The 26,492-nt window shown below is 41.0% G+C and carries 19 protein-coding genes and 5 tRNA genes; 18 read left to right on the top strand and 6 right to left on the bottom strand.

Features of this window, described 5'->3' with window-relative positions; all coding sequences use genetic code 11:
- Nucleotides 1–60: 60 nt before the first annotated feature.
- The 5 genes from B9Y69_RS06775 to B9Y69_RS06755 form a co-directional block, all read right to left on the bottom strand.
- Complete coding sequence (locus B9Y69_RS06775) at nucleotides 61–2,466, bottom strand: ABC transporter permease (protein WP_085472262.1); 2,406 nt, start codon at nucleotides 2,464–2,466, stop codon at nucleotides 61–63.
- Nucleotides 2,467–2,629: 163 nt separating this feature from the next.
- Nucleotides 2,630–5,053: an ABC transporter permease gene (locus B9Y69_RS06770; protein WP_085472261.1), complete on the bottom strand. Its 2,424-nt coding sequence runs from the start codon at nucleotides 5,051–5,053 to the stop codon at nucleotides 2,630–2,632.
- A gap of 26 nt (nucleotides 5,054–5,079) precedes the next feature.
- Nucleotides 5,080–5,757 (bottom strand): ABC transporter ATP-binding protein, encoded by a 678-nt coding sequence (locus B9Y69_RS06765; RefSeq protein ID WP_085472260.1) that lies wholly within the window; start codon nucleotides 5,755–5,757, stop codon nucleotides 5,080–5,082.
- Nucleotides 5,758–5,800: 43 nt separating this feature from the next.
- A complete protein-coding gene (locus tag B9Y69_RS06760) occupies nucleotides 5,801–8,167 on the bottom strand; it encodes an ABC transporter permease (RefSeq protein WP_085472259.1) in 2,367 nt (788 codons plus the stop codon).
- Between the two features lie 173 nt (nucleotides 8,168–8,340).
- Entirely contained in the window at nucleotides 8,341–9,594 is a 1,254-nt protein-coding gene (locus tag B9Y69_RS06755; protein ID WP_085472258.1) for an efflux RND transporter periplasmic adaptor subunit, read from the bottom strand.
- Nucleotides 9,595–9,849: 255 nt separating this feature from the next.
- Between B9Y69_RS06755 and B9Y69_RS06750 the strand changes: the two genes are divergently transcribed.
- The 4 genes from B9Y69_RS06750 to B9Y69_RS19310 are packed head-to-tail and all read left to right on the top strand — an operon-like array spanning nucleotide 9,850 to nucleotide 14,416.
- Nucleotides 9,850–11,172 (top strand): TolC family protein, encoded by a 1,323-nt coding sequence (locus tag B9Y69_RS06750; protein WP_085472257.1) that lies wholly within the window; start codon nucleotides 9,850–9,852, stop codon nucleotides 11,170–11,172.
- Between the two features lie 43 nt (nucleotides 11,173–11,215).
- Entirely contained in the window at nucleotides 11,216–12,580 is a 1,365-nt protein-coding gene (locus B9Y69_RS06745) for a sigma-54-dependent transcriptional regulator (RefSeq protein ID WP_085472256.1), read from the top strand.
- A 3-nt stretch (nucleotides 12,581–12,583) separates the two neighbouring features.
- Nucleotides 12,584–13,909: a sensor histidine kinase gene (locus tag B9Y69_RS06740; protein WP_085472255.1), complete on the top strand. Its 1,326-nt coding sequence runs from the start codon at nucleotides 12,584–12,586 to the stop codon at nucleotides 13,907–13,909.
- A gap of 27 nt (nucleotides 13,910–13,936) precedes the next feature.
- Complete coding sequence (locus tag B9Y69_RS19310) at nucleotides 13,937–14,416, top strand: hypothetical protein (protein WP_085472254.1); 480 nt, start codon at nucleotides 13,937–13,939, stop codon at nucleotides 14,414–14,416.
- A 95-nt stretch (nucleotides 14,417–14,511) separates the two neighbouring features.
- On the opposite strand, the gene B9Y69_RS06730 is transcribed toward B9Y69_RS19310, so the two are convergent.
- Nucleotides 14,512–15,792, bottom strand: coding sequence for a BamA/TamA family outer membrane protein (locus B9Y69_RS06730; protein ID WP_144036521.1), 1,281 nt, complete (start codon nucleotides 15,790–15,792; stop codon nucleotides 14,512–14,514).
- 202 nt (nucleotides 15,793–15,994) lie between these two features.
- On the opposite strand from B9Y69_RS06730, the gene B9Y69_RS06725 reads away from it, so the two are divergent.
- From B9Y69_RS06725 to rpoB, 14 genes are all read left to right on the top strand, one after another.
- Nucleotides 15,995–16,067 (top strand) — tRNA-Thr (locus B9Y69_RS06725).
- Nucleotides 16,068–16,095: 28 nt separating this feature from the next.
- Nucleotides 16,096–16,176: transfer RNA gene (locus B9Y69_RS06720), tRNA-Tyr, on the top strand.
- Between the two features lie 47 nt (nucleotides 16,177–16,223).
- Nucleotides 16,224–16,296, top strand: a tRNA-Gly gene (locus tag B9Y69_RS06715).
- Between the two features lie 89 nt (nucleotides 16,297–16,385).
- A tRNA-Thr gene (locus B9Y69_RS06710) sits at nucleotides 16,386–16,457 on the top strand.
- A 77-nt stretch (nucleotides 16,458–16,534) separates the two neighbouring features.
- Entirely contained in the window at nucleotides 16,535–17,722 is a 1,188-nt protein-coding gene (gene tuf, locus B9Y69_RS06705) for an elongation factor Tu (RefSeq protein ID WP_085472253.1), read from the top strand.
- 228 nt (nucleotides 17,723–17,950) lie between these two features.
- Nucleotides 17,951–18,021, top strand: a tRNA-Trp gene (locus tag B9Y69_RS06700).
- Nucleotides 18,022–18,046: 25 nt separating this feature from the next.
- Nucleotides 18,047–18,241 (top strand): preprotein translocase subunit SecE, encoded by a 195-nt coding sequence (secE, locus tag B9Y69_RS06695; RefSeq protein ID WP_085472252.1) that lies wholly within the window; start codon nucleotides 18,047–18,049, stop codon nucleotides 18,239–18,241.
- Between the two features lie 16 nt (nucleotides 18,242–18,257).
- A complete protein-coding gene (gene nusG, locus B9Y69_RS06690) occupies nucleotides 18,258–18,803 on the top strand; it encodes a transcription termination/antitermination protein NusG (RefSeq protein WP_085472251.1) in 546 nt (181 codons plus the stop codon).
- A 390-nt stretch (nucleotides 18,804–19,193) separates the two neighbouring features.
- Nucleotides 19,194–20,147, top strand: coding sequence for a glycoside hydrolase family 18 protein (locus B9Y69_RS06685; RefSeq protein ID WP_234991123.1), 954 nt, complete (start codon nucleotides 19,194–19,196; stop codon nucleotides 20,145–20,147).
- A gap of 170 nt (nucleotides 20,148–20,317) precedes the next feature.
- The gene (gene rplK, locus B9Y69_RS06680) at nucleotides 20,318–20,761 is read left to right on the top strand and encodes a 50S ribosomal protein L11 (protein WP_085472249.1); all 444 of its coding nucleotides are present in this window, start codon (nucleotides 20,318–20,320) and stop codon (nucleotides 20,759–20,761) included.
- Between the two features lie 22 nt (nucleotides 20,762–20,783).
- Complete coding sequence (gene rplA / locus B9Y69_RS06675; RefSeq protein ID WP_085472248.1) at nucleotides 20,784–21,482, top strand: 50S ribosomal protein L1; 699 nt, start codon at nucleotides 20,784–20,786, stop codon at nucleotides 21,480–21,482.
- A 2-nt stretch (nucleotides 21,483–21,484) separates the two neighbouring features.
- Nucleotides 21,485–22,003, top strand: coding sequence for a 50S ribosomal protein L10 (gene rplJ / locus B9Y69_RS06670; protein WP_085472247.1), 519 nt, complete (start codon nucleotides 21,485–21,487; stop codon nucleotides 22,001–22,003).
- 77 nt (nucleotides 22,004–22,080) lie between these two features.
- The gene (rplL, locus tag B9Y69_RS06665; protein ID WP_085472246.1) at nucleotides 22,081–22,458 is read left to right on the top strand and encodes a 50S ribosomal protein L7/L12; all 378 of its coding nucleotides are present in this window, start codon (nucleotides 22,081–22,083) and stop codon (nucleotides 22,456–22,458) included.
- 164 nt (nucleotides 22,459–22,622) lie between these two features.
- Complete coding sequence (gene rpoB / locus B9Y69_RS06660; protein WP_085472245.1) at nucleotides 22,623–26,432, top strand: DNA-directed RNA polymerase subunit beta; 3,810 nt, start codon at nucleotides 22,623–22,625, stop codon at nucleotides 26,430–26,432.
- The last annotated feature ends 60 nt before the right edge of the window (nucleotides 26,433–26,492 follow it).

Here is a 26,492-nt window from a genome sequence, read left to right as displayed (position 1 = left end):
GGTTTGTGTCTCTACTAACTACTTTCTACTCCCTACTCCCTACTAACTACTTTCTACTATCTACTCATCTCTTAAACTATCAACTGGGTTTCCAGTTGCAGCACGGACCGTCTGCCAGGTAATTGTGGCTAGCGCAATAAGAAGAACCAACACGCCTGCACCGAGGAACATCCAGATAGAAATGTCTATTCTGTAAGCGAAGCCTCGTAGCCAGCTGTTCATCATCCACCATGCAATCGGGCTCGCTATAATAAAGGCAATAACCATTAGCTTTACAAAGTCTCGGGATAGTAACACTACGATTTGAGTGATAGATGATCCCAATACTTTTCGAATACCTATTTCTTTAATTCGGCGGTTAATGGTGAGCAAGGCCAATGCAAATAAACCTAGACAGGCAATAACGATAGCGACAATAGCACCTCCAATAATGATCTGCGCAAAACGTTGTTCGTCTTTATACATCTTCTGGGTATTTTCATCCAGGTAGGAAGGCGCAATATTCGCCTTTGGATTTACTTTCTTCCAGATACTATTTACTTGTTCTAGGCTTTCTTGAAGGTTGTCTGTTTGAACCCGAACAAAAATATAAGCGATCTCAAAGATGTTCGGATTGATGGAAAGCGTCAGCGGTTCTACTGTACGTCTCAGGTTTTGAAAGTTGAAATCGTCAATTACCCCTATAATCTGTGGGTTGCCATCCATCGCTAAGGTCTTTCCAACAACCTTTTCTGCTCCACCGAGCTGGGCGGCCATCTGTTGGTTGATGAGGACGGCTGCTGTGTCGGTAGAAAAAGAACGGTTGAAATCACGACCTGATAATAGTTTTATACCTAGGGTTTGCAGGTAGTCGTATTCTATGCGCATAAAGTTGGTTGAAACTTGTCTGCCTTCATAGTCAAAACCAAAGCGGCTGGTTGACATATTGCCGTCATTCCCGCGGCCTATATTGATATCTGAAGCACTGACATGGCGTACCCACGGTTGCGCACCAAGTTCTACGCGCATTTGCTGTAAGGCTGTTTGGGGATTTATTCCTTCCCCTATTGGGATGCTGATAACCTCAGTCTTCGTGAAGCCTAATGGGCGTTCGGCGATAAAATGAAGTTGTGCGCTAATAACGATTGTCGATATAATCAAAACGATGGCGATCGCAAACTGTAGTACAGTAAGGCTGTTTCGTAAAGCGCTTCCTTTAATAGCGACGGTACCTTTTAATACCTGTATGATATTGGTTTTAGCAATGCGCCATGCGGGATATCCACCAGCTAGCAAGGTAAGTAAAGCGAAAGCCAAACTAAAGTATAAGAGATTTAGTGGTAAGAACAATTGCTTTAGCTGAAGTTTGTAGTTCATCGCTGCATTGTACTCCGGTAGTATCAACCAGGCGAGTGTTAATCCAATGACTAAACCAATAAGACATAATAGAAGGGATTCAACCCAGAGTTGTCCAATAAGTTGTCCGGTGGTGCCTCCTAGTGTTTTGCGAGTGCCAATTTCTTTGTTTCGCGTTATTGCATTTGCTAGAGAGAGGTTGATGAAATTGGAACAGGCTATAAAGAGAATCAATGCGGCAATGAGGAGGAGTATCCATGGAAACATTGGTGAGGCACCTCTACCCAAGTCAAGATCATTACGTTGGTAGTCACTGAACGGCAGGAGATGTAACGAGATGTAGGCTCCATTTTTGTCTGCTTTGGCCCCATCGCGCTTGAGCATATCGTTGTTCTCTTTGTAGTATTGATCCATAAAGGCTTTGGCCTGTACGGTGAATTTGGTGTCGTCCACTTTATTCTTCAGCTTTACAAATACCGAATGGTTTTCATTGCTCCAATCTTCTTTTTTGACAGAGTAGTTGGGCATCTGTTCGAAACGCATCAGACTACTGAATGAAAGGCTGGAGTTTCGGGGCGTAGCTTGAATTACGGCTGTAACTTGTTTCGTCATCCAGTTTCCGTCCTGATAGATTTCTACTTGTTGCCCGACAATATTTGTGGATCCATAAAGATTCCTAGCGGTGATATCATCTAGTACGATACCGTCTAAATTTTCCAAGGCTTTGGCATTCCCCTCCAGAATCGGGAAACTAAAAATGGAAAGAAAGTCGGCATCTACATATTTGTTGGTTGATTCCAATTGCTTGTCGCCATGGCGTAAAATGACGCTGGAGTTTGCAAAGCGGCTTATTAACTCTACGTCGGGAAATTCAGCTTTTAATGCCGGGGCAAAAGGTGCGGGCATAGTGGCACTATGACGCAACCCCGATTCCGGTTCCGTTGTGGTATAAGCCAAGCCGATGCGGTCCCGATTCTCGTGAAAAGTATCGAAAGAAAGCTCGAACATCGCTGTTAAATATAGCAAGGTTGCCGCGGCAATAGCCACGGCTATACCAATGATATGTATGGCGTTTAGTCCTTTAGCCTTTCTAAGATTACGCCAGGCTATTTTTATGTGGTTACTGATCATTGTTTTTTTAATTTTATTACTTAGTATTTAGTTCATAGTTTTTAGTTTATAGTATTTAGTTTTTAGTATTTAGTTTATAGTTCATAGTACTTCCTACTATCTACTATCTACTTCCTACTATCTACTTCCTACTATCTACCATCTACTCACTACTATCTAATGTCTACTCATCCCTCAAGCTATCTACCGGATTGACGATAGCAGCTTTGACTGCTTGGTAGCTTACGGTAAATAAAGCGATTACCGTAGCACATAATCCTGCAACGAGAAATATCCACCAGGGAATATCGATGCGATACGCAAAATCTTCCAACCATTTGTGCATCACCCACCACGCAAGGGGAGAGGCCAGCAGAATCGAAATAAATACCAATTTGACAAACTCTTTGGAGAGCATACTTACAATTCCGCCGACTGATGCGCCCAGCACTTTACGTATACCGATTTCTTTCGTGCGCTGAAAAGCGGTAAGGGTGGATAGCCCAAATAAACCAAGGCAGCTTACCAGTATCGTCACAATTGTTGCTAAGTCAATGAGCTTTGCTGTGCGGAGATCATTTTCGTATATCTTTTTAATACGCTCTTCATTGAACTTATATTCAAATGGTGCATTAGGATATATTTTTTTCCATTCCTGCTCCATAATAGCAATCGCTCCAGACCATTTTTTTCGCTCTTCTGGTAGTTTTATATTGAACATTTGCAACAAACTGCGTTTGTTGGATGACCCTAGCAACAACGGTCCCATTTTACTGCGTAACGAACGTTGGTTGAAATCTTTGTAGACCCCAACTATGGGGAACGAAACATTTTCTAAGGTGGTCAAATGTTGGCCTATTGCATCATTCGGGTTCTTTAACCCCAGTGCTTTTAATGCTGATTCGTTGATCAAGATTTCTCGCATGGTGTCACTAAATTGAATATTTTTCCCAGCGAGGAGTTCGATTTCATACAGGTCGATATAATCTTGGTCTATATATTTACGCGGTGTGTTGAGCTGTACTCTGCCGGTATCTACTTTTAAATAGTAAACGTTTCCCCAATAACTGCTATTTAAAGGTTCGTGTCCTAGTGCTACTCCTGCTATTTCGGGATGTTTTTGTAGTGCTTGCTTGTATAGAAAAGGATTTACATCTCCATGCTGATATGATTTTGTTGGCATCGTAATATTTACAACGGCATGATGACTGAACCCTAAATCCGTGTGTACGGTAAAGTCTAGTTGTTTTCCCATGATTAAAGCACAAACGATAAAGAACTGGGCGATAATGAACTGAAAAACAATTAAAGCTTTGCGGAGGCTGAGCTGTGTACCTTTGATTTTATGATCTACCTTCCCTTTAAGTGTATCTATTGAGCGGACTCTATTGATAAGAAAGGCAGGGTATATGGCCGATACCAATGTTATAAAAAGAATAAGTCCAAAGAGAAACAAACTGAGTAACCATGGATTGGTGTATTGATCTATGTTGCTGGAGACAAACTCGGGATATATATGTTTAAAGATCGTTACGATGGGCCACGATAGAAATAATGCAAGGAGTGTGATACAGAAGGTTTCTACCAGGAAGCTCATGGTAATGGACGAGGGGTTTGCGCCCAGCGTTTTTCGAATACCAATCTCTTTTGCCCGTTGCGGCACTTGTGCCGTACTTAAATTGATGTAGTTGATACAAGCGAGAGTAAGCAGAAATGCGCCAATGGCTATCAGACCAAAAACAACTTTCTTTTCCGTAGATGTACCCTCGGTATCGTACTGGAGCTGAAAATGCTTCTCCAGTAGTGGGAACGGAGCAAACTTAACTGTCGGTCCATATTTAGCGTGCTCCGGTGCACCAATTTTATCATATTCTTTTTGTGCTACCTGGAGTAGGTGCTTTAGTGCATTTGGGTTTTTAGTTTTTACAAAAAAGAGATGGTTAGAATTCATACCCATCCAGTTATGATCTGTCCATTCTTTTTCTGGGATACTGAAAAAAATCTGACCCTGAAAACTACTTGGAAAAGATAGGTCTTTAACAATACCTGAGACCACATATTGGGTGGTGTCTCCCATGAAGGTTTTACCTATGACCTCTTGCGTACTCAATTTTGGGAAGTATTGCTTCGCTCGGGATTCCGTCAGGATAACATTATTGGGTGCCGATAGTGCGGTCTTTGCATTTCCCTCCAACCATTCGTACGGCAGCATATCAAAATAGGAAGTTCGAGTACCCACCATATTTTGGGGATCTTCGAATGTTAAATTTTCCTCGCTCTGTCCTTGGGGTACCAAGATACGTTCGAAATACTGCGTGTAAATAGGCACAAGGAGTGCATCTGGTAAAGCCTGTTCCGTCAATAAAGGAGGTAAGCCCAAAGGGATACCTGCAAAACCTTCATTTAGTTTCTCAATATCATCCAGGGATACAATTTGGTGTATATCTTCAACATCAGGTATTGCTTTCTCAAAACTAAACTCATAGTGGACAATACGGAAGATCATCCAGCATGCGCTGATTCCGATCGATAGACCTAGGATGTTCAGGAAAGTGAACAGTTTATTGCGCCAGAGATAACGAAATGTGAGCTTATACTTATTTATCATCGGTTAGTAGGTTTAAGACTGTTTATCTACAAACTTTCGCTTTTCATAATAACTTGACCATCCAGCATACGAATTACGCGGTCCGCAAATTTTGCGTCGTGCTCGCTGTGGGTTACCATGACAATGGTGGTTCCACCTTCGTTAAGCTCGCTGAGTAGTTGCATGACTTCGTTACCATTGCTGGAGTCGAGGTTTCCTGTAGGTTCATCGGCAAGGATTAATTTTGGATTATTAACGACTGCTCGTGCTACGGCTACCCGCTGCTGTTGTCCTCCGGATAATTGCTGCGGGAAGTGATTGCGACGGTGCATGATCTGCACTTTTTCTAATACTTCTTCTACACGTCGCTTGCGTTCAGCAGCCGGAACATTGGTGTACACCAAGGGGAGTTCGACATTTTCGAAGACGGTCAGCTCATCAATGAGGTTAAAGCTTTGGAACACGAAACCAATATTATGTTTACGTAGATCGGACCGTTTACCTTCCTTGTACTTTGCCACTTCTATATCATTGAATAGGTAGCTGCCCTCATCAAGATCGTCGAGTAAGCCTACAATATTTAATAAGGTAGATTTTCCACATCCTGAAGGCCCCATTACGGCTACGAACTCGCCTGGTTTTACATGGATATTGACATTATCAAGTGCGATGGTTTCCACCTCTTCGGTGCGGTAATATTTTTGGAGGTTCGTTATTTTTATCATGTTCTTTTTATGAAGTTCAGTATAAAACTATATGTTGTTCAATTTATTCGTTACGTAATTTTTTGGTTGGGTTGCTTGTTGCTGCGCGCCAAGCTTGTGAAGTAATTGTTAACAGCGCGATAACCAACGCCAGACCACCCGCCAGGGCAAAAACAGACCATCCAATAGCGATGCGGTAATTGTAATCGCTTAACCAATCACGCATAAACCACCAGGCTATAGGGAAGGCTATTAAGCAAGAAATACCGACGAGCAGCATGAATTCTCGATTCAGCATGGCTATTAAGTTACGGACGGATGCGCCTAATACTTTTCGAATACTTACTTCCCTAGCGCGTTGTTCTGCGGAGTAGGCTGCTAAGCCAAATAGACCCAAACAGGAGATAATAATGGATATGATGGCAAAGATCGAAGCTAATTTTTGAATAAAGAGTTCTGAACTAAATCTATTATTAAATGTTTCGTCGAGAAAACGATACTCGAAAGGGTAGTTGGGGTTATTCTCTTTGATGATTTTTTCAATTTGTTGAACCGTCTGTTGTAAATCTACATTGGCTTTTGTTTTGATATTTAATAAGCCTGAATTATTGTCGATTGCAGAAAAAACAATTGGACTCGGGGTCGCATACATATCATTGTACACGAAGTTTTTTACCACGCCTACAATAGTATAGGGTCTACCGCTCCAGTCGAGGATTTTGCCCGCTACCATACCATCCGGCTGGATAAGTTCTGCAAATGCTTGGTTGATGACTACAGATGTGCTATCGCCGACAAATTTAGAGCGGAAGTTGCGTCCATCATGCATGTGCATGCTGAGACTTGGGATCAGGTCTTCATCGACATTCATTAAAGAGATCAGAATATTCGCATTAGGGTCTTTACCTTCCCATTTGAAATCGCTTGTATTAGAGCCTACGTTCAAAATATTCGTATTGCTGAGTCCCACACGTTCAATGTTACCCGTCGCCAAAAGTTGTTCTTTGATAACATCTAGATGTTTGCCCATTTCTCCTTGTTGAGCTGTTGTAATAACCTGGCTGCGTTCAAATCCTAAGTCTCTATTTTTGGCATGTTGAATCTGTTGATAGATAATGATGGTGCAAATAATGAGAACAATGGATGCTGTATATTGTAAGATGACAAGGCCGCGACGAACGAGCCCAGCGGATCCCGTTTTTTGCTTGCCACCTTTAATCGTGGTTAAGGGATTAAAAGCAGATAAATAGAGAGCGGGATAGCTCCCTGCCAATATACCGCAGATGAACATGATTGTTAATAGAAAACCTAGATGTAAAGGCTTTAACAAATCTACAGAAAGATCTTCACCGATTAGTGTGTTAAAAGGCTTGATGGCTAAGTAGATCAGTGCAATGGCTAGTATCGTAGATAGAAGGGCATAAAGCAATGATTCTCCTATAAATTGTGCAATCAACGATTTTCTTGATGCACCTACAACTTTACGCATACCTACTTCCTTCGCTCTTTTTTCGGAACGTGCCGTAGCTAAGTTCATGAAGTTAATGCATGCAATCAGTAAAACTATAGCTGCGATAATGGTAAATAAACGGATGTTCTTGATGTTACCTTCTTGTTCATTTCCATCTTTATCAAAAACATTGTAGGTATTCCAACGTGCCATGGGATAAAGGAAATTTGCAGAAAAGAAAACATCTCCGTTGGTTTTGCGCTTGACAAAGTCATACAGTTGCTTGTTGATTTGCTCCTGGTTCGCATTTGGTTCTAATTGGACCAGGGTCATCAAACTGTTGCTTCCCCAATTGGTTAGCCATTCTTTCCCTACTTCATATTTTTTAAAGGGTATAATCCATTTGAACTTATAACTACTATTCGTAGGAAAGTCCTTGGTTACGCCCGTTACAGTATATATTTCACTATCGTTTATCCGAATGGTTTTTCCGACTGCTGGTTGATTTCCAAAAAGTACTTGAGCACCAGATTGACTTAGTACGATGTTTTCTGGCTTATCCAGTGCTGTCTTGCGGTCGCCCTCCAAGAATTCCATGGAGAAGAGTTCGATGATTTCGGGATCTGCATAAAATCCACTTTGATACAAGCTTTTGTCGCCGACAGCGAATAATAGGGAGGTGCCCCAATCGGTACGGACTGTATGTTTGATGCCTGCAATTTCTTGCTTTATTGTCGGGCCGAGCAAACCTTGTGAGGAGTCGAATACATACGTGGTCCCATCGTATGTTTGTTTGGATTTGACAATATATATATCCTCTTTGTTTGGGAAGTGGCTGTTTTTGGTTAATTGCCCTTCGACCCAAAGAAAGATAATGGCTGCGGCGGCAATCCCGACTGCAAGGCCGAAAATATTGAGGAAGCTATAACCTTTGGTTTTCCAAAGGTTACGCATCGATGTTTTAAAAATATTCGTTAACATACTTTATGGTTCTGGTTTCTAATACACTTCAACTGTTTTTTGCTTTTCCTTTTGCTGCCTGCTTCGAACGCTCTATATATGCTTTATCTACCCTTTATCTATACTCTATCTGCACTGCGGCTAACGCTTTAAAGTCTCTTCGATAACCGCAGGGTTACTATTGCGAGATCCGACTAGCGTTTAATGTTTAATTCCTGTATCTTATCGTATGTTTCATAACTTGAAACAATAACCTTGTCGCCTGCTTTTAGTCCGTTTACGACTTCATAATATTCTGGATTTTGACGGCCTAACTGCATATCTACCCGGTAAGCAGTACCTCCATTTTTATCCAGTTTAAAGATCCAATTACCGCCAGTTTGTTGATAGAAACCACCTTTTGGCAGCAGCAGTGCTTTTGTTTCATCGCTCAAGGCCAATCTAATCTGCAAGGTCTGACCTCGGCGTATCCCCGTGGGTACGGCACCTATAAATGCCATATCGACTTGAAATCTACCATTTGTTACCTGGGTATATACCTTCTTGATTTTTAAATCAAAACTTTTTCCACCGATGGTGACATTTCCAATCTGTTCAATAAAAATCCTATTAATATAGTGTTCGTCGATTTCGGCGCGTACTTTAAATCCGGTAAGGACATCGATTTGTCCTAATCGTTCACCTACATTTTTGTTTTGTCCAATTTCGGCATCAAAAGAAGTCAACTGTCCGTCCACAGGAGCACGAACGACGAGGTCTCCAACTTTTTGGCGCATGAGCTGCAACGCACTCTCTGTGCGATCAGCTGTTTGTCGGTCTTGTGATAGTTTTTGACGTGTAGAAATGGAGTCTTGGCGAAGAATCTGTTTCGTTAAGATAACACGCTGTTTTTGATAGTTGTAGTCGTTGGTTGATTTTTCGTATTCCTGTGCACCGATAGCTTGCTCCGCGTATAGTTTTTTGTTGAGCTTGTATACCCGCTCGGCCTCTCGTAAGGCCTGTTCCACATCGGCCATTTGGTTGCGGTTGTTGATCGAAACTTGTTCTGCACTCGTCCGTGCAATCTGCGCTTGTGTCAATAAGTTCAATACTTGGGTTTCTTGTTGAACCAAGCTCAGTTGTTGATCCGTATTGGATAGACGCATAATGGGATCGCCGGCTTTTAGAACGGCACCATCTTCTACATATTTTTCTTCTACTCGTCCTCCCACCGATGCATCGAGATAAATACTGTTGATAGGAAGAACGGTACCATTTATGGGAATGAACTCTTGAAAGGTGCCTTCTTTCACTTCGACAATGCTGATACGTTCCGCTTCGACATTCAGTCTACTGTTGCCTGTAGTAAGGTAATAACTGGTACCTATTAGTCCACCAATAGCAAGAATACCGACTAAAGTCAAGATGCGTTTTTTGTTCCATTTCTTCTGTTCTATTGGTCTGTCCATTCGGCAATTGAAAAAGTAAGCGTAAAAATTAAAATTATTATGTTCTTGCTATATCATTATTCAATGTTGTGCCATTTTTATAAACGACTGTTTTTTAGTCTATTGTGTTTTTTTTGTGTGGTGTGAACTGTTCGATATCGAACAGTTGACTGTTCGGTGGTGAACAGTTGTGTGTATAGTTTGTTTGTATAGGTTTGTTTTTTAGCTAGTTAGTGTTTTGGCACGCGCTCTGCATCAGGCTTGAAAACGATTTGAATGAAAGATTTTTTTAGAATTGCTTTGTTGTTTATAGTTTATAGTAATGCAGTGCTCGTGCAGGGGCAGCCCTCCCAAGGCTTGTCCCTGACGGACTGCATATCGCTAGCCCTTAAAAGTAATCCGACCTTACGTCGATCGGAGTTAGAGGTGGCACGAAACGAAATAAATCACAAGCAGGCACAATATAATAGGCTTCCTTCCTTAAATGGGAATGTTAGCCATTCGTATAATCAAGGGCGAAGCATCAACAGTACGACGAATCAATTTGTTGATAATAGTTATTTTTCTGGTAACCAATCTTTGTCTCTGAATGGTTGGCTTTTTAAAGGTTTTGAACTGCTATACGATATTCGCCGGAAAGCGAATGCGCGAGAGGCGGGGAAGCTGGAGTTTGAAAGTTCCGTTAACGAGCTGAAGCTTGATGTCATTGCGGCGTACGTATTGGTGCTTACGGCGCAAGATATGCTCAAACAAACGGAAGCTCAGCGGGCGGTGACGGCTGAAAATGTACGTCGATCGGAGGTTTTACATCGTGAAGGTGCGGCTAAGCCTGGAGATTATTACGATTTAAAAGGACAATTGGAGTCGGAAGAGAATAATGTCCAGGATGCGCAACGTGTGTTGTACAACAATAAGCAGCGCCTTGTAGCTTTGTTAAATTGGGAGCAAGGAGAACTTCCTTTGCTACAACCACTGTTGCTGCCGGTCGAAGTTGGCATGCATACCGAAGGAGAGCTTTATGAGAAGGCGCTGGGTTTCTTGCCAAATTTTAAAGCGCTAGATTGGCGTATAAAGGAAGCGGAACAGGGAGTGAAGGTGGCGCGTTCTGGCTATTACCCTTCGTTGTCGTTTGATGCGGGGATACAATCTCGATTTTCGAGTGTAGATGATGCCGGTTACAATTATTGGCAGCAATTGAAAAACTATCCTTCAAAGGGGGCTTCTTTGACTTTACGTGTTCCTATTTTTAATCAGATGCAGGTAAGAAATCAAGTAAAGCATGCACGACTTAATCTTGATGAGGCGCTTTGGAACCGTAAGATTCAGGAGAATCGTGTGCGTGAAGAAACTGCGAAAGCGGTATTTAGTTTGACAGCGCTGCGCCAGAATGTGGGACACTTGGAGGAGCAAGAGCAGCATTATCGAGAGGCTTTTCGTATTGCGCAGGTACATTTTGATGCTGGTAATAGTAATTCGGTCCTTTTGTTGACAGCGAAGACGAAGCTTGATAATACCACTAACTCGTTGTTAATTAAGCGTTATGAATGGATAATGCAGAAATATATCAATGATTATTACGCAGGGAAATTGGAATTATAGTTATCTTAGTAGTCGGCCCTAGTTGAAAGTAATTATTGCATGCATGAAAAAATCTACAGTACTTTTTGTTGATGATGACCAAGATCTGTTAACAGCAGTCCGTATTTTACTTAAACCGCGTGTCAAACAGGTTATCGTAGAGCGTAATCCTGAGAATTTGATGCATGTTTTAGCACAGCATGTTGTGGATATTGTGTTGCTGGACATGAACTTTAAGAGTGCGATAAATACGGGGAATGAAGGTCTGTTCTGGTTGGGTAAGATTAAGTCGCAATATCCACATATTCATGTTGTTATGGTTACGGCATATGGTGCGGTTGATTTGGCTGTTCGTTCATTGAAGCAGGGCGCTTCTGACTTTATTGTTAAGCCTTGGCAAAATGAACAACTTCTAGAGACACTGACGTCTATTTCGGGAGCGGTACCTTCGTCGGGAAAGCCAAAACAGGTGAATATGATTGTCCGTAACGATAATTCGTTGATTGGTCAATCTGCTGTTATGGAGGATTTACAATATAAAATCGATAAGGTAGCTCCTACGGAAGCTAACATTTTGATCTTAGGAGAAAACGGCACTGGTAAAGATTTGATTGCGCAGGCGCTTCATCAGCGTTCGTTGCGTGCATCTATGCCTTATATTAAGGTGGATGTGGGCGCATTGACAGAGACGTTATTCGAGAGTGAGCTTTTTGGTTATAAAAAGGGTGCGTTTACAGATGCGCGGGAAGACCGTATTGGGCGTTTTGAAGCAGCGGATCAAGGCACACTTTTTTTAGATGAAATTGGGAATATCGGTTTGCATCAACAATCCAAATTATTGAGTGTTTTACAGAATCGGCAGGTCGTACCGTTGGGCTCTTATACGGGCGTGCCGATTGATATTCGTTTGCTCAGTGCGACTAATGTGCCGTTGAAATCGTTAGCTGATGAAAGCAAATTTCGAAAAGATCTAATTTATCGTATAAATACGGTGGAAATACAAGTGCCACCATTGCGGGAGCGGGGTGAGGATGTCGTGGTGTTGGCGAACCATTTTTTGCAATTCTACAATCACAAGTATCATAAAAACATTTTGGGACTAGATCATGATGCACTACAAAAGTTGCGTGGTTATTATTTCCCGGGGAATGTTCGCGAGTTGCAATATAGTTTAGAGCGGGCTGTTATTATGGCGGAAGGCGAGTCGATTAAGGGGAGTGATATTTTATTTTCTCCGATAGAGGAGTCCAATCGTGTGAATAGATTGACGGCGGAAGAGGCACCTATGAGTCAGAGCCTTGAGGATATGGAGCGAAAAGCAATTAAGTCAGCAATTGAGCGGTTTAACGGTAATATCAGTAAAGCCTCCCGGGAGTTAGGACTAACCCGTGCAGCACTTTATCGACGGATGGAGAAGTATAATATTTGATAGATGAGATCATCCACCTTTATCATTTTTATTAAGACCCTTTTTTTGGTCTCGGCGATAACGGCTGCAGCTTATCTGCTTTTTCTGAAGCTTTATGTGTATGCCGGTTTGCTGTTTGTTTTTACCGTGGTTTTAGCATTTCGATGGGCGAGTACGGAAAGAAGATTGCTGCATCATGTACTCGACTTTTCTGAAGCGGTGCGTTATCGTGACTTCACGCGTCGGTTCGCCGTGAAACATCCGGCTCGAGCGGAAGGTAAGTTGTTCAAAGCTTTTAATGATATAAACACTGTTTATAAACAGATTAGTGTTGATAAAGAAATTCAGCATCAATACCTGAATAAAGTTATTAATATGCTGGATTCCGGTATTATTTTTTACCGCGCTGACACGGGAAAAGTAGAGTGGATAAACGACGCTTTTAAGCAATTATTTCAAACACCACACCTCGGCAATATCAAAGGATTGGAGAAGCGGCATCCGGATCTGTATATAAAAACGGTCCAGATGCCTGTGGGTACGCGACAAATTGAGGCAGCAAATTCTGCGAAGGGAAAAATCAAGCTTTTGATGCATTGTGTTGAATTTGAATCACAAGAAGGTATCTTTAGGGTGGTGGTGTTTCAAAATATTAATGAGGCAATCGATCATGCGGAAACGGTGGCTTGGCAAAAACTGTTGCGGGTATTGACCCACGAGATTATGAATTCTATAGCACCCATCAGTTCATTAGCCGACACATTGCATGGACGGTTGGCAGGGGCGTATACCGCGGATGATATTGAGGACATGAAGGTCGGTATTTATACGATTAAAAGACGCAGTGAGGGCTTGTTGCAGTTTGCGAAAAGCTATCGACTTATTAATAAAGTAGATCAACCGAATTTTGTAGATCAGCAGCTCAAGGATCTTTTTGAGAATGTATATCAATTATTTGAACCGACGCTGATACAGAAAAATATTGAGTTGGATATTATTCTAAAGGATACACGACTTGTGTTACGGGCGGATACTAATTTGGTGGAACAGACGATTATAAACTTGCTGCTGAATGCGATTGACGCGGTAAAGGAAGTGTCCGATCCTTATGTTAGTATAACGGGAATGTTCCGAGAAGGACATATCGTTATTAAGGTTCAGGATAATGGGGAGGGTATGTCTCAAGAAGTTCAAGAACAAATATTTACACCATTTTTTACAACCAAGAAAACGGGAAGTGGTGTTGGGTTGACATTATGTAAGCAAATTATGTTGTTGCATAACGGAACCGTTTCTGTAGATGGTGAAGAGGGGAAGGGCAGTTGTTTTACGCTTCAGTTTCCTGCTTAAGAGCGAAGAAAAAAACTACTTTTGTGCATGCGTTACTATTGGGAACTTGTAAAACATTTTTTTTTAGCGAATAGCAGGCATGGTACGCATTCGCCTTTCGTTTATAAGCTGGCCGATACGGTTATCTACCGGGCTCCTCGGGTTGATGGGGTAGGGCTTAAATTTCCTGTTCATTTTTCTGTGCGTTATGCAGCCTTGCTAAATGATATGCTCGTTTTTATGGGGCTTCAGTCTGTTGGTGACCTATCTACTACAGTGCCCACAGATGCGGTATGGCTCGATTTAACGGAAGTTTCTGTTATCGAAGTAAAGAAGTTGGTGAAGGCTGGTATGGTGGTCGTGGTGCATGAACCGTATCGCACACGTGAAACATTAGCAAAGTGGAGAAGTCTTATCGCTGATCACGATTTACAGGTGTCGATCGATTTATTTCATTTCGGATTATTATTGCATAGAGACGAGCAACGTAAGGAAAACTTTGTGTTACGTTATCCCTATACTAGATAATAGATAGTAGTTCATAGTGATTAGCATGTGAACTATCAACTATCAACTACCAACTACCAACTACCAACTATCAACGATCAACTACCAACTACAGGCTAAAAGGCTTCGCTGATACTCAAATAGAAGCCTGATTGTTTCTTTTCGCCGGATCGTTTCTCGCCATAGGCGTAGTCAAAGCGTATGGTGCTGTTGTGTTCTAGGCTAAAGAAGTATCGTATGCCTGCTCCGTAACTAGGGACAAGTCGGAGGTCATGTTGTGGCGAGAAGGTACTTCCAGTTCCAGCAAAGCCAACGACACCAAATCGGGGCATAAAACGATAGCGTATTTCTGCTTGTGCAGCCGCATAATTTTTATCCTTGTATCTACCTAAGTAATAGCCCCGCATAGACATATCACCACCGAGGTCACGATAGACATAAAAGGGAATATCTTTACCATAGGTGCCGCGGTATAGCAGCTGTCCGGCTAGTGTCACTTTGTTGGATAGGGGATGAAAGCCACGGACATCCGCTTCCAGTTGGCCGCCATTGAAATTCTCACCTTTCCAAAATTTGGGGGCATAGGCATATTTTACACGTCCGTACACCCCTTTTGTCGTATACGTGGTTGTGTTTCTGTTATCGTATAAGGTGGATACCCCAAGCGCAAGATATTGTCCTCCGGTTTTTCCCGTAATAGCGGATTGCTCAAATATTCCACCAGCATCACGATCCTCAAATTTGAAGTACTCAAAATTGGCATTTACGCCGGCATAGAGTTTTGGTGCAATCTTTTGTTCGACATCTATTTTTGCACGAACGAGCTTTTGTTCCAGGAAGTCTTCGTCTTTTGCCCATGTTTCTGATCCGATACCATAAAAATTAAACGGCCAATCACGATATCGTAGTTCCGATAAGATATGATATTTATTTTCTTTGGTCCAGATATCGGTTATGAGTTTAATATTTTTTTGATTCTTGGTTGTTAATGTTCCGATCAAAATAATGTTTGATGTCCGGCTTTCCGGGTTATTTTTATCGGTAAAAAAATTATAAGTACTAGCAATTCCATACTCGAGTCCTGTTTCTTGTGCATAGCCAACCGCAGGAATTACCATGAAACTTCCGTTCTTAGTCGAGTCTTTTTCGGTCGACAGAAATTTTTTCATGGTTTTTTTTATGATATTATTGTCTTGTGCGAAGCTTTCTTTGGTCGGTAAGATACCAAGTATGATGATCGAAATAAGGGAGGTGTTGCGAATAAAATTAAAAGCCATGAATAGTGAATTAAAATATGTGCCTGAAAAAGGCGTCGCAAGTTGTAAATTATTTCCTTGCATATCAAGTATATCGTAGAAAAAGCCATTTTTTTTTGTCAAATATTTTTGAAGTTTCATCTGAGTCGCTATCTTTGCATCATCAAAATCAAACGGATGTATTTCCGAAATGATTTAGAAAAAGAAAACGTTCTTTAACACGAAAAAAAAGTTTAAAAAAACTTGCAGATATCAAAAAATAATTAGATTTTTGCACTCGCTATCCGAAAGGAAGAGAGTTCTTGAAATAACGAGAAGTTTAAATTAAGCTTTAAAAATATTAGCCTCCTTAGCTCAGCTGGTAGAGCAACTGACTTGTAATCAGTAGGTCATTGGTTCGATTCCGATAGGAGGCTCAATAAATGCAGTGTAAGCTGCAGGTCTGGAGGGGTTCCAGAGCGGTCAAATGGGACGGACTGTAAATCCGTTGCTTCGGCTTCGAAGGTTCGAATCCTTCTCCCTCCACACTACTTATTTCGTTTCGCTAGCTTCGGCTAGCGAACGAAATTATTGCGGAAGTAGCTCAGTTGGTAGAGCGATAGCCTTCCAAGCTATAGGTCGCGAGTTCGAACCTCGTCTTCCGCTCATTTTTTAACATTTGATTTACGTCTCTGCTTTTTTGATAAATATGTCTAATAAGGTGGGGGCATTAATCTGTAAATAAGGTTTTAGAAGCCGAAGTAGCTCAGGGGTAGAGCACTTCCTTGGTAAGGAAGAGGTCGTGGGTTCAAATCCCATCTTTGGCTCGAAAGGAAAACGTAAGTTTTCGCTTTAACAAAGGATTTAATTAAGAAATATTTTATAATTACTAATTCGCATAAACATGGCAAAAGAAAAATTTGACCGTAGTAAACCGCACTTAAACATTGGTACAATCGGTCACGTTGACCACGGTAAAACAACTACTACAGCTGCTATCACAAAAGTATTGTCTGATAAAGGTTTATCGGAAGCTCGTTCATTTGATTCGATTGACTCCGCTCCTGAAGAAAAAGAACGTGGTATCACTATTAATACAGCACACGTTGAGTACTCAACAGCGAACCGTCACTATGCACACGTTGACTGTCCAGGTCACGCGGATTACGTTAAAAACATGGTAACTGGTGCTGCTCAGATGGACGGTGCTATCATCGTAGTTGCGGCTACTGATGGTCCAATGCCTCAAACTCGTGAGCACATCTTATTAGGTCGTCAGGTAGGTATCCCTGCTTTGGTTGTTTTCTTGAACAAAACTGACTTAGTAGATGATGAAGAATTATTAGATCTAGTTGAAATGGAAGTTCGTGAATTATTATCATTCTACGACTACCCAGGAGATGATGTTCCAGTAATCAAAGGTTCTGCTTTAGGTGCATTGAATGGTGAGCCTGAGTGGGTTGAGAAAATCATGGAATTAATGGATGCTGTAGATAACTACATTCCAATTCCTCCACGTTTGACTGATCTTCCTTTCTTGATGCCTATCGAAGACGTATTCTCGATCACTGGTCGTGGTACAGTTGCAACAGGTCGTATCGAAAGAGGTGTAATCAACTCTGGTGACCCAGTTGAAATCTTAGGTATGGGTGCTGAGAACTTGAAATCTACAGTAACAGGTGTTGAGATGTTCCGTAAAATCTTAGATTACGGTGAGGCTGGTGATAACGTAGGTTTATTATTACGTGGTATTGAGAAAACTGATATCCGTCGTGGTATGGTTATCTGTAAACCAGGTTCTGTGAACCCACACACTGATTTCAAAGCTGAGGTTTACGTATTATCAAAAGCTGAAGGTGGTCGTCACACTCCATTCTTCAACAAATACCGTCCTCAATTCTATTTCCGTACAACAGACGTAACAGGAGAGATCTCGTTACCAGAAGGTACTGAAATGGTTATGCCAGGTGATAACGTTACAATCACTGTTAAGTTGATCAACGCTATCGCAATGGAAAAAGGTCTACGTTTCGCTATCCGTGAAGGTGGTAGAACAGTAGGTGCTGGTCAGGTAACTGAAATCTTAGGTTAATCTTTTAGATTATACTTGAAAATAAAAACAAGCTAATCGGCGTATGCTGATTAGCTTGTTCTTTTCTTAGGAAAGAACGTTCTTATACATCTAAATCGTAATTGCTTCTAGCACAAGCTTTATGGTTCTCCCGCTGACATCTCGGGTAAAAAATGTTAAAAAAAGGCAAATATTATTTGCGTCAATAAGGCTTAAACGCTATATTTGCAGCAGTAAAAGAAATTCTACACGGGCATAGTTTAAAGGTAGAACGAAGGTCTCCAAAACCTTTGGTCTGGGTTCGAGTCCTGGTGCCCGTGCTAACATAATTTAGGTAAACTAAAAATGGCTAAAGTACTTGATTTTTTTAAAGACTCTTACGTCGAGATTACGGAGAAGGTAACTTGGCCTACGTGGTCACAACTGCAAAACTCTGCAGTTATCGTACTTGTGGCTTCTATTATCATTGCGTTATTAGTTTTCGTAATGGATAAAGCAGCAAGTAACTTGTTAGAGTTATTGTACGGAATCACTTCCTAATTATCATTAAATATTTATGGCAGATCAATCTTTAAAATGGTATGTAGTTCGTGCCGTTAGCGGAAAAGAGAAGAAGGTAAAACAATACGTTGAAGCAGAAGTAAGCCGCTTGGGTATACAACATTTAGTTCCACAGGTATTAATCCCTATGGAAAAGTATTACCAAATGAGAGATGGTAAGAAAGTTGCCAAAGAACGTAACTATTATCCTGGTTATGTGTTGATCGAAGCCGCTTTAGATGGTGAGATAGAGCACGCAATCAAAAACTTGAATAGCGTAATCGGTTTCTTAGGAGATAAAGCGGGTAATGCGATTCCGTTGAGACCATCTGAAGTAAACCGTATTTTAGGTAAGGTTGATGAGATGGCTGAGCAAGGTGAAGCAATCAATGTTCCTTACTACGTTGGTGAAACAGTAAAAGTAAACGATGGTCCATTCAATGGTTTCACCGGAGAAATTGAAGAGGTTCACGAGGATAAGAAAAAGCTTACGGTTATGGTTAAAGTATTTGGTCGTAAAACACCACTTGAACTTAACTACATGCAAGTAGAAAAAGAATAAGCGGAAACGCTTTCGATAGTTATACAAAGAAACCCAATCATGTAAATGGTTGGGTTTCTTTTTTTTGAATTATTTTGTAGTTTTGATTGTTAACCTGAATGATACGATGAAGAAAAAGACACGCGCTAGATTTATGATTGTGATTACTGTTGTGGTACTCCTGGTGGTAGGGGTTGAGCTTTTCCGAGAATTTAAATGGAGTATGTTTGGTGCATTTGTATGTCTACTAGTTGCGTGCGGTCTGTTTGTTACGGCATATAAGCGCGCAGAAACTGAAACCTAATTTATCTATTATACATCCTAAACCTAACCAACATGAACAGCCACAAAAGATTATTAAAACTAATTTTTCTTTTACCTTTTTTATTATGGGCATTAATACCTGGCTCTTTGTTTGCAAAAACTAAAGATAAGGTTATTGTGGCTTATGTTACGTCGTGGACTTCCGTTATTCCAGATCCCGCTTATGTCACCCATATTAATTATGCATTTGGGCACGTTAATAAAACCTTTGATGGTATACGTGTTGATAATGAAGCACGATTACGAGATGTTATTCTTTTAAAGAAGAAGCATCCGCATTTAAAGGTTTTACTTTCTATCGGTGGCTGGGGTTCAGGTGGCTTTAGCGAGATGGCTGCTGATCCTGAACGTCGGGGTCAGTTCGCTGCTGATTGCTTACGTGTTGTTGAATTATTTGGTCTAGATGGAATTGATATTGATTGGGAGTATCCAACAAGCAATGCTGCGGGAATTTCTTATGCGGCCGAAGATACGGATAATTTTACGTTGCTTATGAAAGATATTCGTACGGCCATCGGCGTGGAGAAGCTATTAACATTAGCTACAGCAGCTAATGGGAAGTATATCGCCTTTGCTTCGATAAATCCTTTTGTTGATTTTGTGAATATCATGACCTACGACTCTGGGAATCCACCTTTCCATCATGCGAGTCTGTTTCGTTCCGATAAGTCGGGAGGTGTTACCTGTGAGGAAGCCATTGCAGCTCATGTCGCTGCAGGCATGCCCATAGAGAAGTTGGTTCTTGGGCTTCCCTTTTATGGTCGGGGTAATAAAACGGATGTAAAAACATTTATTGATTACAGAGACATATTGCAACTGGAGGGCTTGGAGCGGAAGTGGGATGATGTTGCGAAGGCGGATTATATGGTGAATAAGGGCGGTGATTTTGTCTTGACCTTTGAGACACCAGAATCGATTCGGCTAAAGTGTGAATATCTGTTACAACGAAATATGAAAGGGGCCATGTATTGGGAGTACGCCGGAGATACGAATGACGGTATTTTGCGGAAGACAGTATTCGAGGGTGTATTTGGAAAGTAGTGGGCGGGATAAAAATATTTACAACGTAACCTTTTGTAATTCAAAACTTATTATTATCTTTGCACCTCGTTTAGTTGTATAACTGTGTTGTACGCTAATCGAGAAAAATAAATGTTACAGTTTGCTTCCAACTTACTAACAGACATTTAACATATTAAATTCAAAACAAAATGGCAAAAGAAGTCGGTGCGTTAGTAAAATTACAAGTTAAGGGCGGTGCTGCAAACCCATCTCCACCAGTAGGACCTGCATTAGGTGCTAAAGGTGTGAACATTATGGATTTTTGTAAGCAGTTCAATGCACGTACGCAAGACAAACCAGGGCAAGTATTGCCTGTTGTCATTACCGTTTACACGGACAAGTCGTTTGACTTTATTATCAAGACTCCACCAGTAGCGATTCAGTTGAAAGATGCTGCAAAGCTTAAAAGTGGATCTGGCGAGCCTAACCGTAAAAAAGTTGCTAACATTACATGGGAGCAAGTTGAGGTTATCGCGAAAGATAAAATGGTCGATTTGAACGCGTTTACAGTAGAGGCAGCAATGAAAATGGTTGCTGGTACGGCGCGTAGTATGGGAATTACCGTATCCGGTAACGCTCCTTGGAACAATTAATTAACGAAATCAATTTAAGAAAGTGGCTAGATTAACAAAAAATCAAAAAGCGGCACTATCCAAAATTGAAGCTGGTAAAGCATATTCTTTATTAGAAGCTGCGGCTTTAGTAAAGGATATTACAACGACCAAGTTTGATGCTTCTGTGGATATCGACGTTCGTTTAGGCGTGGATCCTCGTAAGGCAAATCAAATGGTTCGTGGTATAGCAACATTACCTCACGGAACTGGTAAAACCGTTCGCGTTTTAGTTTTGTGTACTCCTGATAAGGAAGAAGAAGCAAAAGCGGCTGGTGCAGATCACGTAGGTCTTGACGATTATATCAGCAAAATCGAAGGTGGTTGGACTGACGTTGATATCATTATTACTATGCCTAGTGTGATGGCTAAAGTTGGTAAACTTGGACGTATTTTAGGTCCTCGTAACTTGATGCCTAACCCTAAAACTGGTACAGTTACTACAGAAGTAGGAAAAGCTGTAACAGATGTAAAAGGCGGTAAGATCGATTTCAAAGTAGACAAAACAGGAATCATCCATACTTCAGTTGGTAAAGTGTCATTCTCTCCAGAGAAGATTTATGAAAACGCGTTAGAGGTATTACAAACTATCTCTCGCCTTAAACCTTCAGCTGCAAAGGGAACATACTTCAAAAGTATTCACATCTCTTCAACTATGAGTCCTGGTATTCATATTGAAACTAAATCAGTAGCGGGTATTTAATCATGAGAAAAGAAGAAAAACAAGAAATTGTTCAAGCTTTAGCCGAACAGATTAAATCTTATGGTAATTTTTACATTACTGACACTGCTGATCTTAGTGTAGAGAAAATCAACAACATTCGTCGCAAATGTTTTGAGCAAGGTATTGTGATCAAAGTGGCTAAGAACACGTTGATCAGTAAAGCCTTACTTGAAGCTGGTATCGATTCAGAAGAATTACGTAGCGTTCTTAAAGGCGCTTCTACATTATTCCTTTCTGAGAGTGGAAATGCGCCTGCTAAGTTGATCAAACAATTACGTAAAGAAGGTGATAAGCCTGTTTTAAAAGCAGCTTACATCCAAGAAACTGCGTTTGTTGGTGATGATCAATTGAATGCATTAGTTACCCTTAAATCTAAGGACGAGCTTATTGCAGACGTTATCGCATTACTACAATCACCTGCGAAAAATGTTATTTCTGCACTTCAATCAGGTGGAAATACTATTTCAGGTTTAGTAAAAGCTTTAGAACAAAGAGACTAACGAACACTCTTTTCAAAAAACAGTTCGTGCATTAATTAAAAATTATTTATTAAGTACATTCAAAAATTCAAAATAAAATGGCAGATTTAAAACAACTTGCTGAACAGTTGGTTAACTTAACGGTAAAAGAAGTTAAAGAATTAGCTGATATCTTAAAAGACGAGTACGGTATTGAGCCTGCTGCTGCTGCTGTTGCAGTTGCTGCTGCTCCTGCTGAAGGCGGTGCTGCTGCTGCTGAAGAGAAAACATCTTTTGATGTTATCTTGAAAGAAGCTGGTGGTCAGAAATTAGCTGTAGTTAAATTGGTTAAAGATTTAGCTGGTCTAGGCTTGAAAGAAGCTAAAGATTTAGTAGACGGCGCTCCTAAAGAGTTGAAAGCTGGTGTTACTAAAGACGAAGCTGAAGCGTTGAAAAAACAATTAGAAGAAGCTGGAGCTGTTGTTGAGATCAAGTAATCTCACATATTAAAGCACCTAAAAGGTTTAGACTCTGTCAAGTTTTTGACAGAGTCTATTCCTGTTTTATATTATTACATGTGTCAAATGGGTGCTGACATTTGACAAAACCATGATTTCAGCATAGTTAGCTCAGTTTTTTTAAAACTAAAAATCTTATTCCCTTGGCAAACAATAATATTCAAAACGAAAGAGTGAATTTTGCTACAAGTAAGAAGGTAATCGATTATCCGGATTTCTTGGACGTGCAATTGCAATCTTTCAAGGAGTTTTTTCAACTTGAAACTACTTCTGACAACCGCCATCAGGAAGGGCTGTTCAAGGTTTTCGCAGAAAACTTCCCTATTTCTGATTCAAGAAACATCTTTGTACTGGAGTTTTTGGATTACTTTATTGATCCACCGCGTTACGATATCCGAGAGTGTATTGAACGAGGGCTCACATATAGCGTTCCATTGAAGGCTAAGTTAAAGTTGTCTTGTAATGATGAGGAGCACGAGGATTTCGAAACCATTGTACAGGATGTATATCTTGGAACAATCCCTTACATGACACCAAAAGGTACATTTGTTATCAATGGTGCCGAGCGCGTAATCGTTTCGCAGTTACACCGCTCACCTGGCGTATTCTTTGGTCAGAGTAGACACACAAACGGTACTAAACTTTATTCTGCAAGGGTAATTCCTTTTAAAGGATCATGGATCGAGTTTGCTACAGACGTAAACAACGTGATGTATGCTTACATCGACCGTAAGAAAAAATTCCCAGTTACTACTTTATTACGTGCGATCGGTTACGATTCGGATAAAGATATCTTAGAATTATTTGATCTTGCAGACGAGGTTAAGGTTAGTAAATCGGGATTAAAGAAATACGTTGGTCGTCGTTTAGCGGCTAGGGTATTGAAAAAATGGATCGAAGATTTCGTTGATGAGGACACTGGTGAAGTGGTTTCTATCGATAGAAATGAGATCATTTTAGAACGTGAAACTGTTTTAGAGGAAGATCACATTGACTTGATCATTGACGCGGGTGTTAAATCTATCATTCTTGCAAAAGAAGATGCTTCGAACAACGCGGATTACTCTATCATATATAATACATTACAGAAGGATACTTCAAACTCCGAAAAAGAAGCGGTGGAGCATATCTACCGTCAATTGCGTAACGCGGAACCACCTGATGAAGAAACAGCACGTGGTATCATCGAACGCTTGTTCTTCTCGGATAAACGTTACGATTTAGGTGATGTTGGTCGTTACCGCATCAACCGTAAATTGAAACTTGATACGCCTGATGAAACAAAAGTATTAACGCGCGAAGATATTATCGCGATCGTGAAGTACTTAATCAACTTGATCAACTCTAAGGCTGAGGTGGATGATATTGACCACTTATCGAATCGTCGTGTACGTACGGTAGGTGAGCAATTATACGCTCAATTTGGTGTTGGTCTTTCTCGTATGGCTCGTACAATCCGTGAGCGTATGAATATTCGTGATAACGAGGTATTCACGCCTACAGATTTGATTAACGCGCGTACGTTATCATCGGTAATCAACTCCTTCTTCGGAACGAACCAATTGTCTCAGTTTATGGACCAAACCAACCCATTGGCGGAGATTACGCACAAGCGTCGTCTGTCAGCTTTAGGTCCTGGTGGTCTTTCTCGTGAGCGTGCCGGTTTCGAGGTTCGTGACGTTCACTACACACACTACGGTCGTCTTTGTACTATTGAAACGCCAGAGGGTCCAAACATTGGTTTGATTTCTTCTCTAGCGGTACACGCGAAGATCAATAACTTAGGTTTCATCGAAACACCATACCGTAAGGTAGAAGATGGTAAAGTCGTTGTTGACCAGCCAGTTGTTTATCTATCTGCGGAAGATGAAGACGGTAAAACTATCGCACAAGCAAACGCACAGTACGATGATAAAGGTAACTTTGAGGATCCAAAAGTAAAAGCTAGATATGAGGGTGACTTCCCGATTATTGAGCCTGAGCGTTTGGATTATATGGACGTTGCGCCAAACCAAATTACATCTATCGCGGCTTCATTGATTCCTTTCTTGGAGCATGATGATGCCAACCGTGCCTTGATGGGATCGAACATGCAGCGCCAAGCGGTGCCATTGTTGCGCCCATCTGCACCGATCGTAGGTACAGGATTGGAAGGACGTGTTGCTTCTGATTCACGTACATTGATCAACGCAGAAGGTAATGGTGTTGTGGAGTATGTAGATGCCAATGAAATTAAGATTCGTTACGAACGTACAGACGATGATCGTTTGGTTTCGTTTGATGATGATATCAAGACATATACTCTTACTAAGTTCAAGAAAACCAACCAGAATACATGTATCAACTTGAAACCAATCGTTATCAAAGGCGAGAAAGTTTTCAAAGGTCAAGTATTATGTGAAGGTTATGCGACAGAAAATGGTGAGTTAGCATTAGGTCGTAACTTAAAAGTAGCGTTCATGCCTTGGCAAGGATATAACTTTGAGGATGCGATCGTAATCTCTGAGCGTGTTGTATCACAAGATTTGTTCACTTCATTACATATTGAAGAGTTCGAATTAGAAGTACGTGACACCAAACGTGGTGAGGAGGAATTAACAGCTGATATCCCGAACGTATCAGAAGAAGCGACTAAAGACTTAGACGAAAACGGTATTATCCGTATTGGTGCTGAAGTTAATGGTGGTGATATCTTGATCGGTAAGATTACGCCAAAAGGAGAGTCTGATCCTTCACCGGAAGAGAAACTTTTACGTGCGATCTTTGGTGATAAAGCAGGTGATGTGAAAGATGCTTCTTTGAAAGCTTCTCCATCATTGAAAGGTGTTGTTATCGACACTAAATTGTTCTCGCGTGCGAAGAAAATGTCTAAAGAAGTTGAAAGAAAAGCTTTAGATAAACTAGAAGTAGCGCACGATAGAGCGGTGAAGTCATTGAAAGAGCGTTTGGTTGAGAAATTATTTACAGTTGTAAATGGTAAAACGAGCCAAGGTGTATACAATGTGTATAAAGAGCTTTTAGTACCTAAAGGAGCGAAGTTCACACAAAAAATCCTTATGGATTTGGATTATACGCACATCAACCCAACTGGATGGACTACAGACGACGATAAAAACGAGTTGATCAAATTGGCTCTACACTTCTATAACATTAAAGTTAATGAAGAGCTAGGTGCTTTCAAACGCGATAAATTCGCTATTTCAGTCGGTGATGAGCTTCCTTCAGGTATTGTTCAGATGGCTAAAGTTTATGTTGCTAAAAAGCGTAAACTAAAAGTAGGTGATAAGATGGCGGGTCGTCACGGTAACAAAGGTATCGTTGCACGTATTGTACGTGATGAAGATATGCCTTTCTTAGCAGACGGAACACCAGTCGATATCGTTTTGAATCCACTAGGGGTACCTTCACGTATGAACTTGGGTCAGATTTACGAAACCGTTTTAGGTTGGGCTGGCCAGAAGTTAGGTATGAAGTTCGCTACACCAATCTTCGATGGTGCCGAAATGGGACAAGTAGAAGAGTGGATCGAGAAAGCAGAATTACCAAAATCAGGTAGAACATACTTGTACAACGGTCTTACTGGTGAGCGTTTCGATCAGCCGACTACCGTGGGTGTTATCTACATGTTGAAATTAGGTCACATGGTAGATGATAAGATGCACGCACGTTCAATCGGACCATACTCATTGATTACGCAGCAACCGTTAGGTGGTAAGGCACAATTTGGTGGTCAGCGTTTCGGAGAGATGGAGGTTTGGGCACTTGAGGCATTCGGTGCATCTAACATCTTGCAAGAGATCTTGACTGTTAAGTCCGATGATGTTGTGGGTCGTGCTAAAACTTACGAAGCGATCGTGAAAGGCAATAACTTGCCGACACCTTCCGTTCCTGAATCTTTCAACGTATTGGTTCACGAATTGCGCGGATTAGGTTTAGATATCACATTAGATTAATAAAAGTAATAGGTCTGACAAGTATGCATGTACTTGTTAGACTTTTACATACAGCTTTAA

It is taken from the genome of Sphingobacterium psychroaquaticum (assembly GCF_900177625.1).
In the GTDB taxonomy this organism is placed as follows: Bacteria; Bacteroidota; Bacteroidia; order Sphingobacteriales; family Sphingobacteriaceae; genus Sphingobacterium; species Sphingobacterium psychroaquaticum.
The sequence above is the reverse complement of the archived record's forward strand: the minus strand, read 5'-3'. Positions and strand labels throughout refer to the sequence as shown.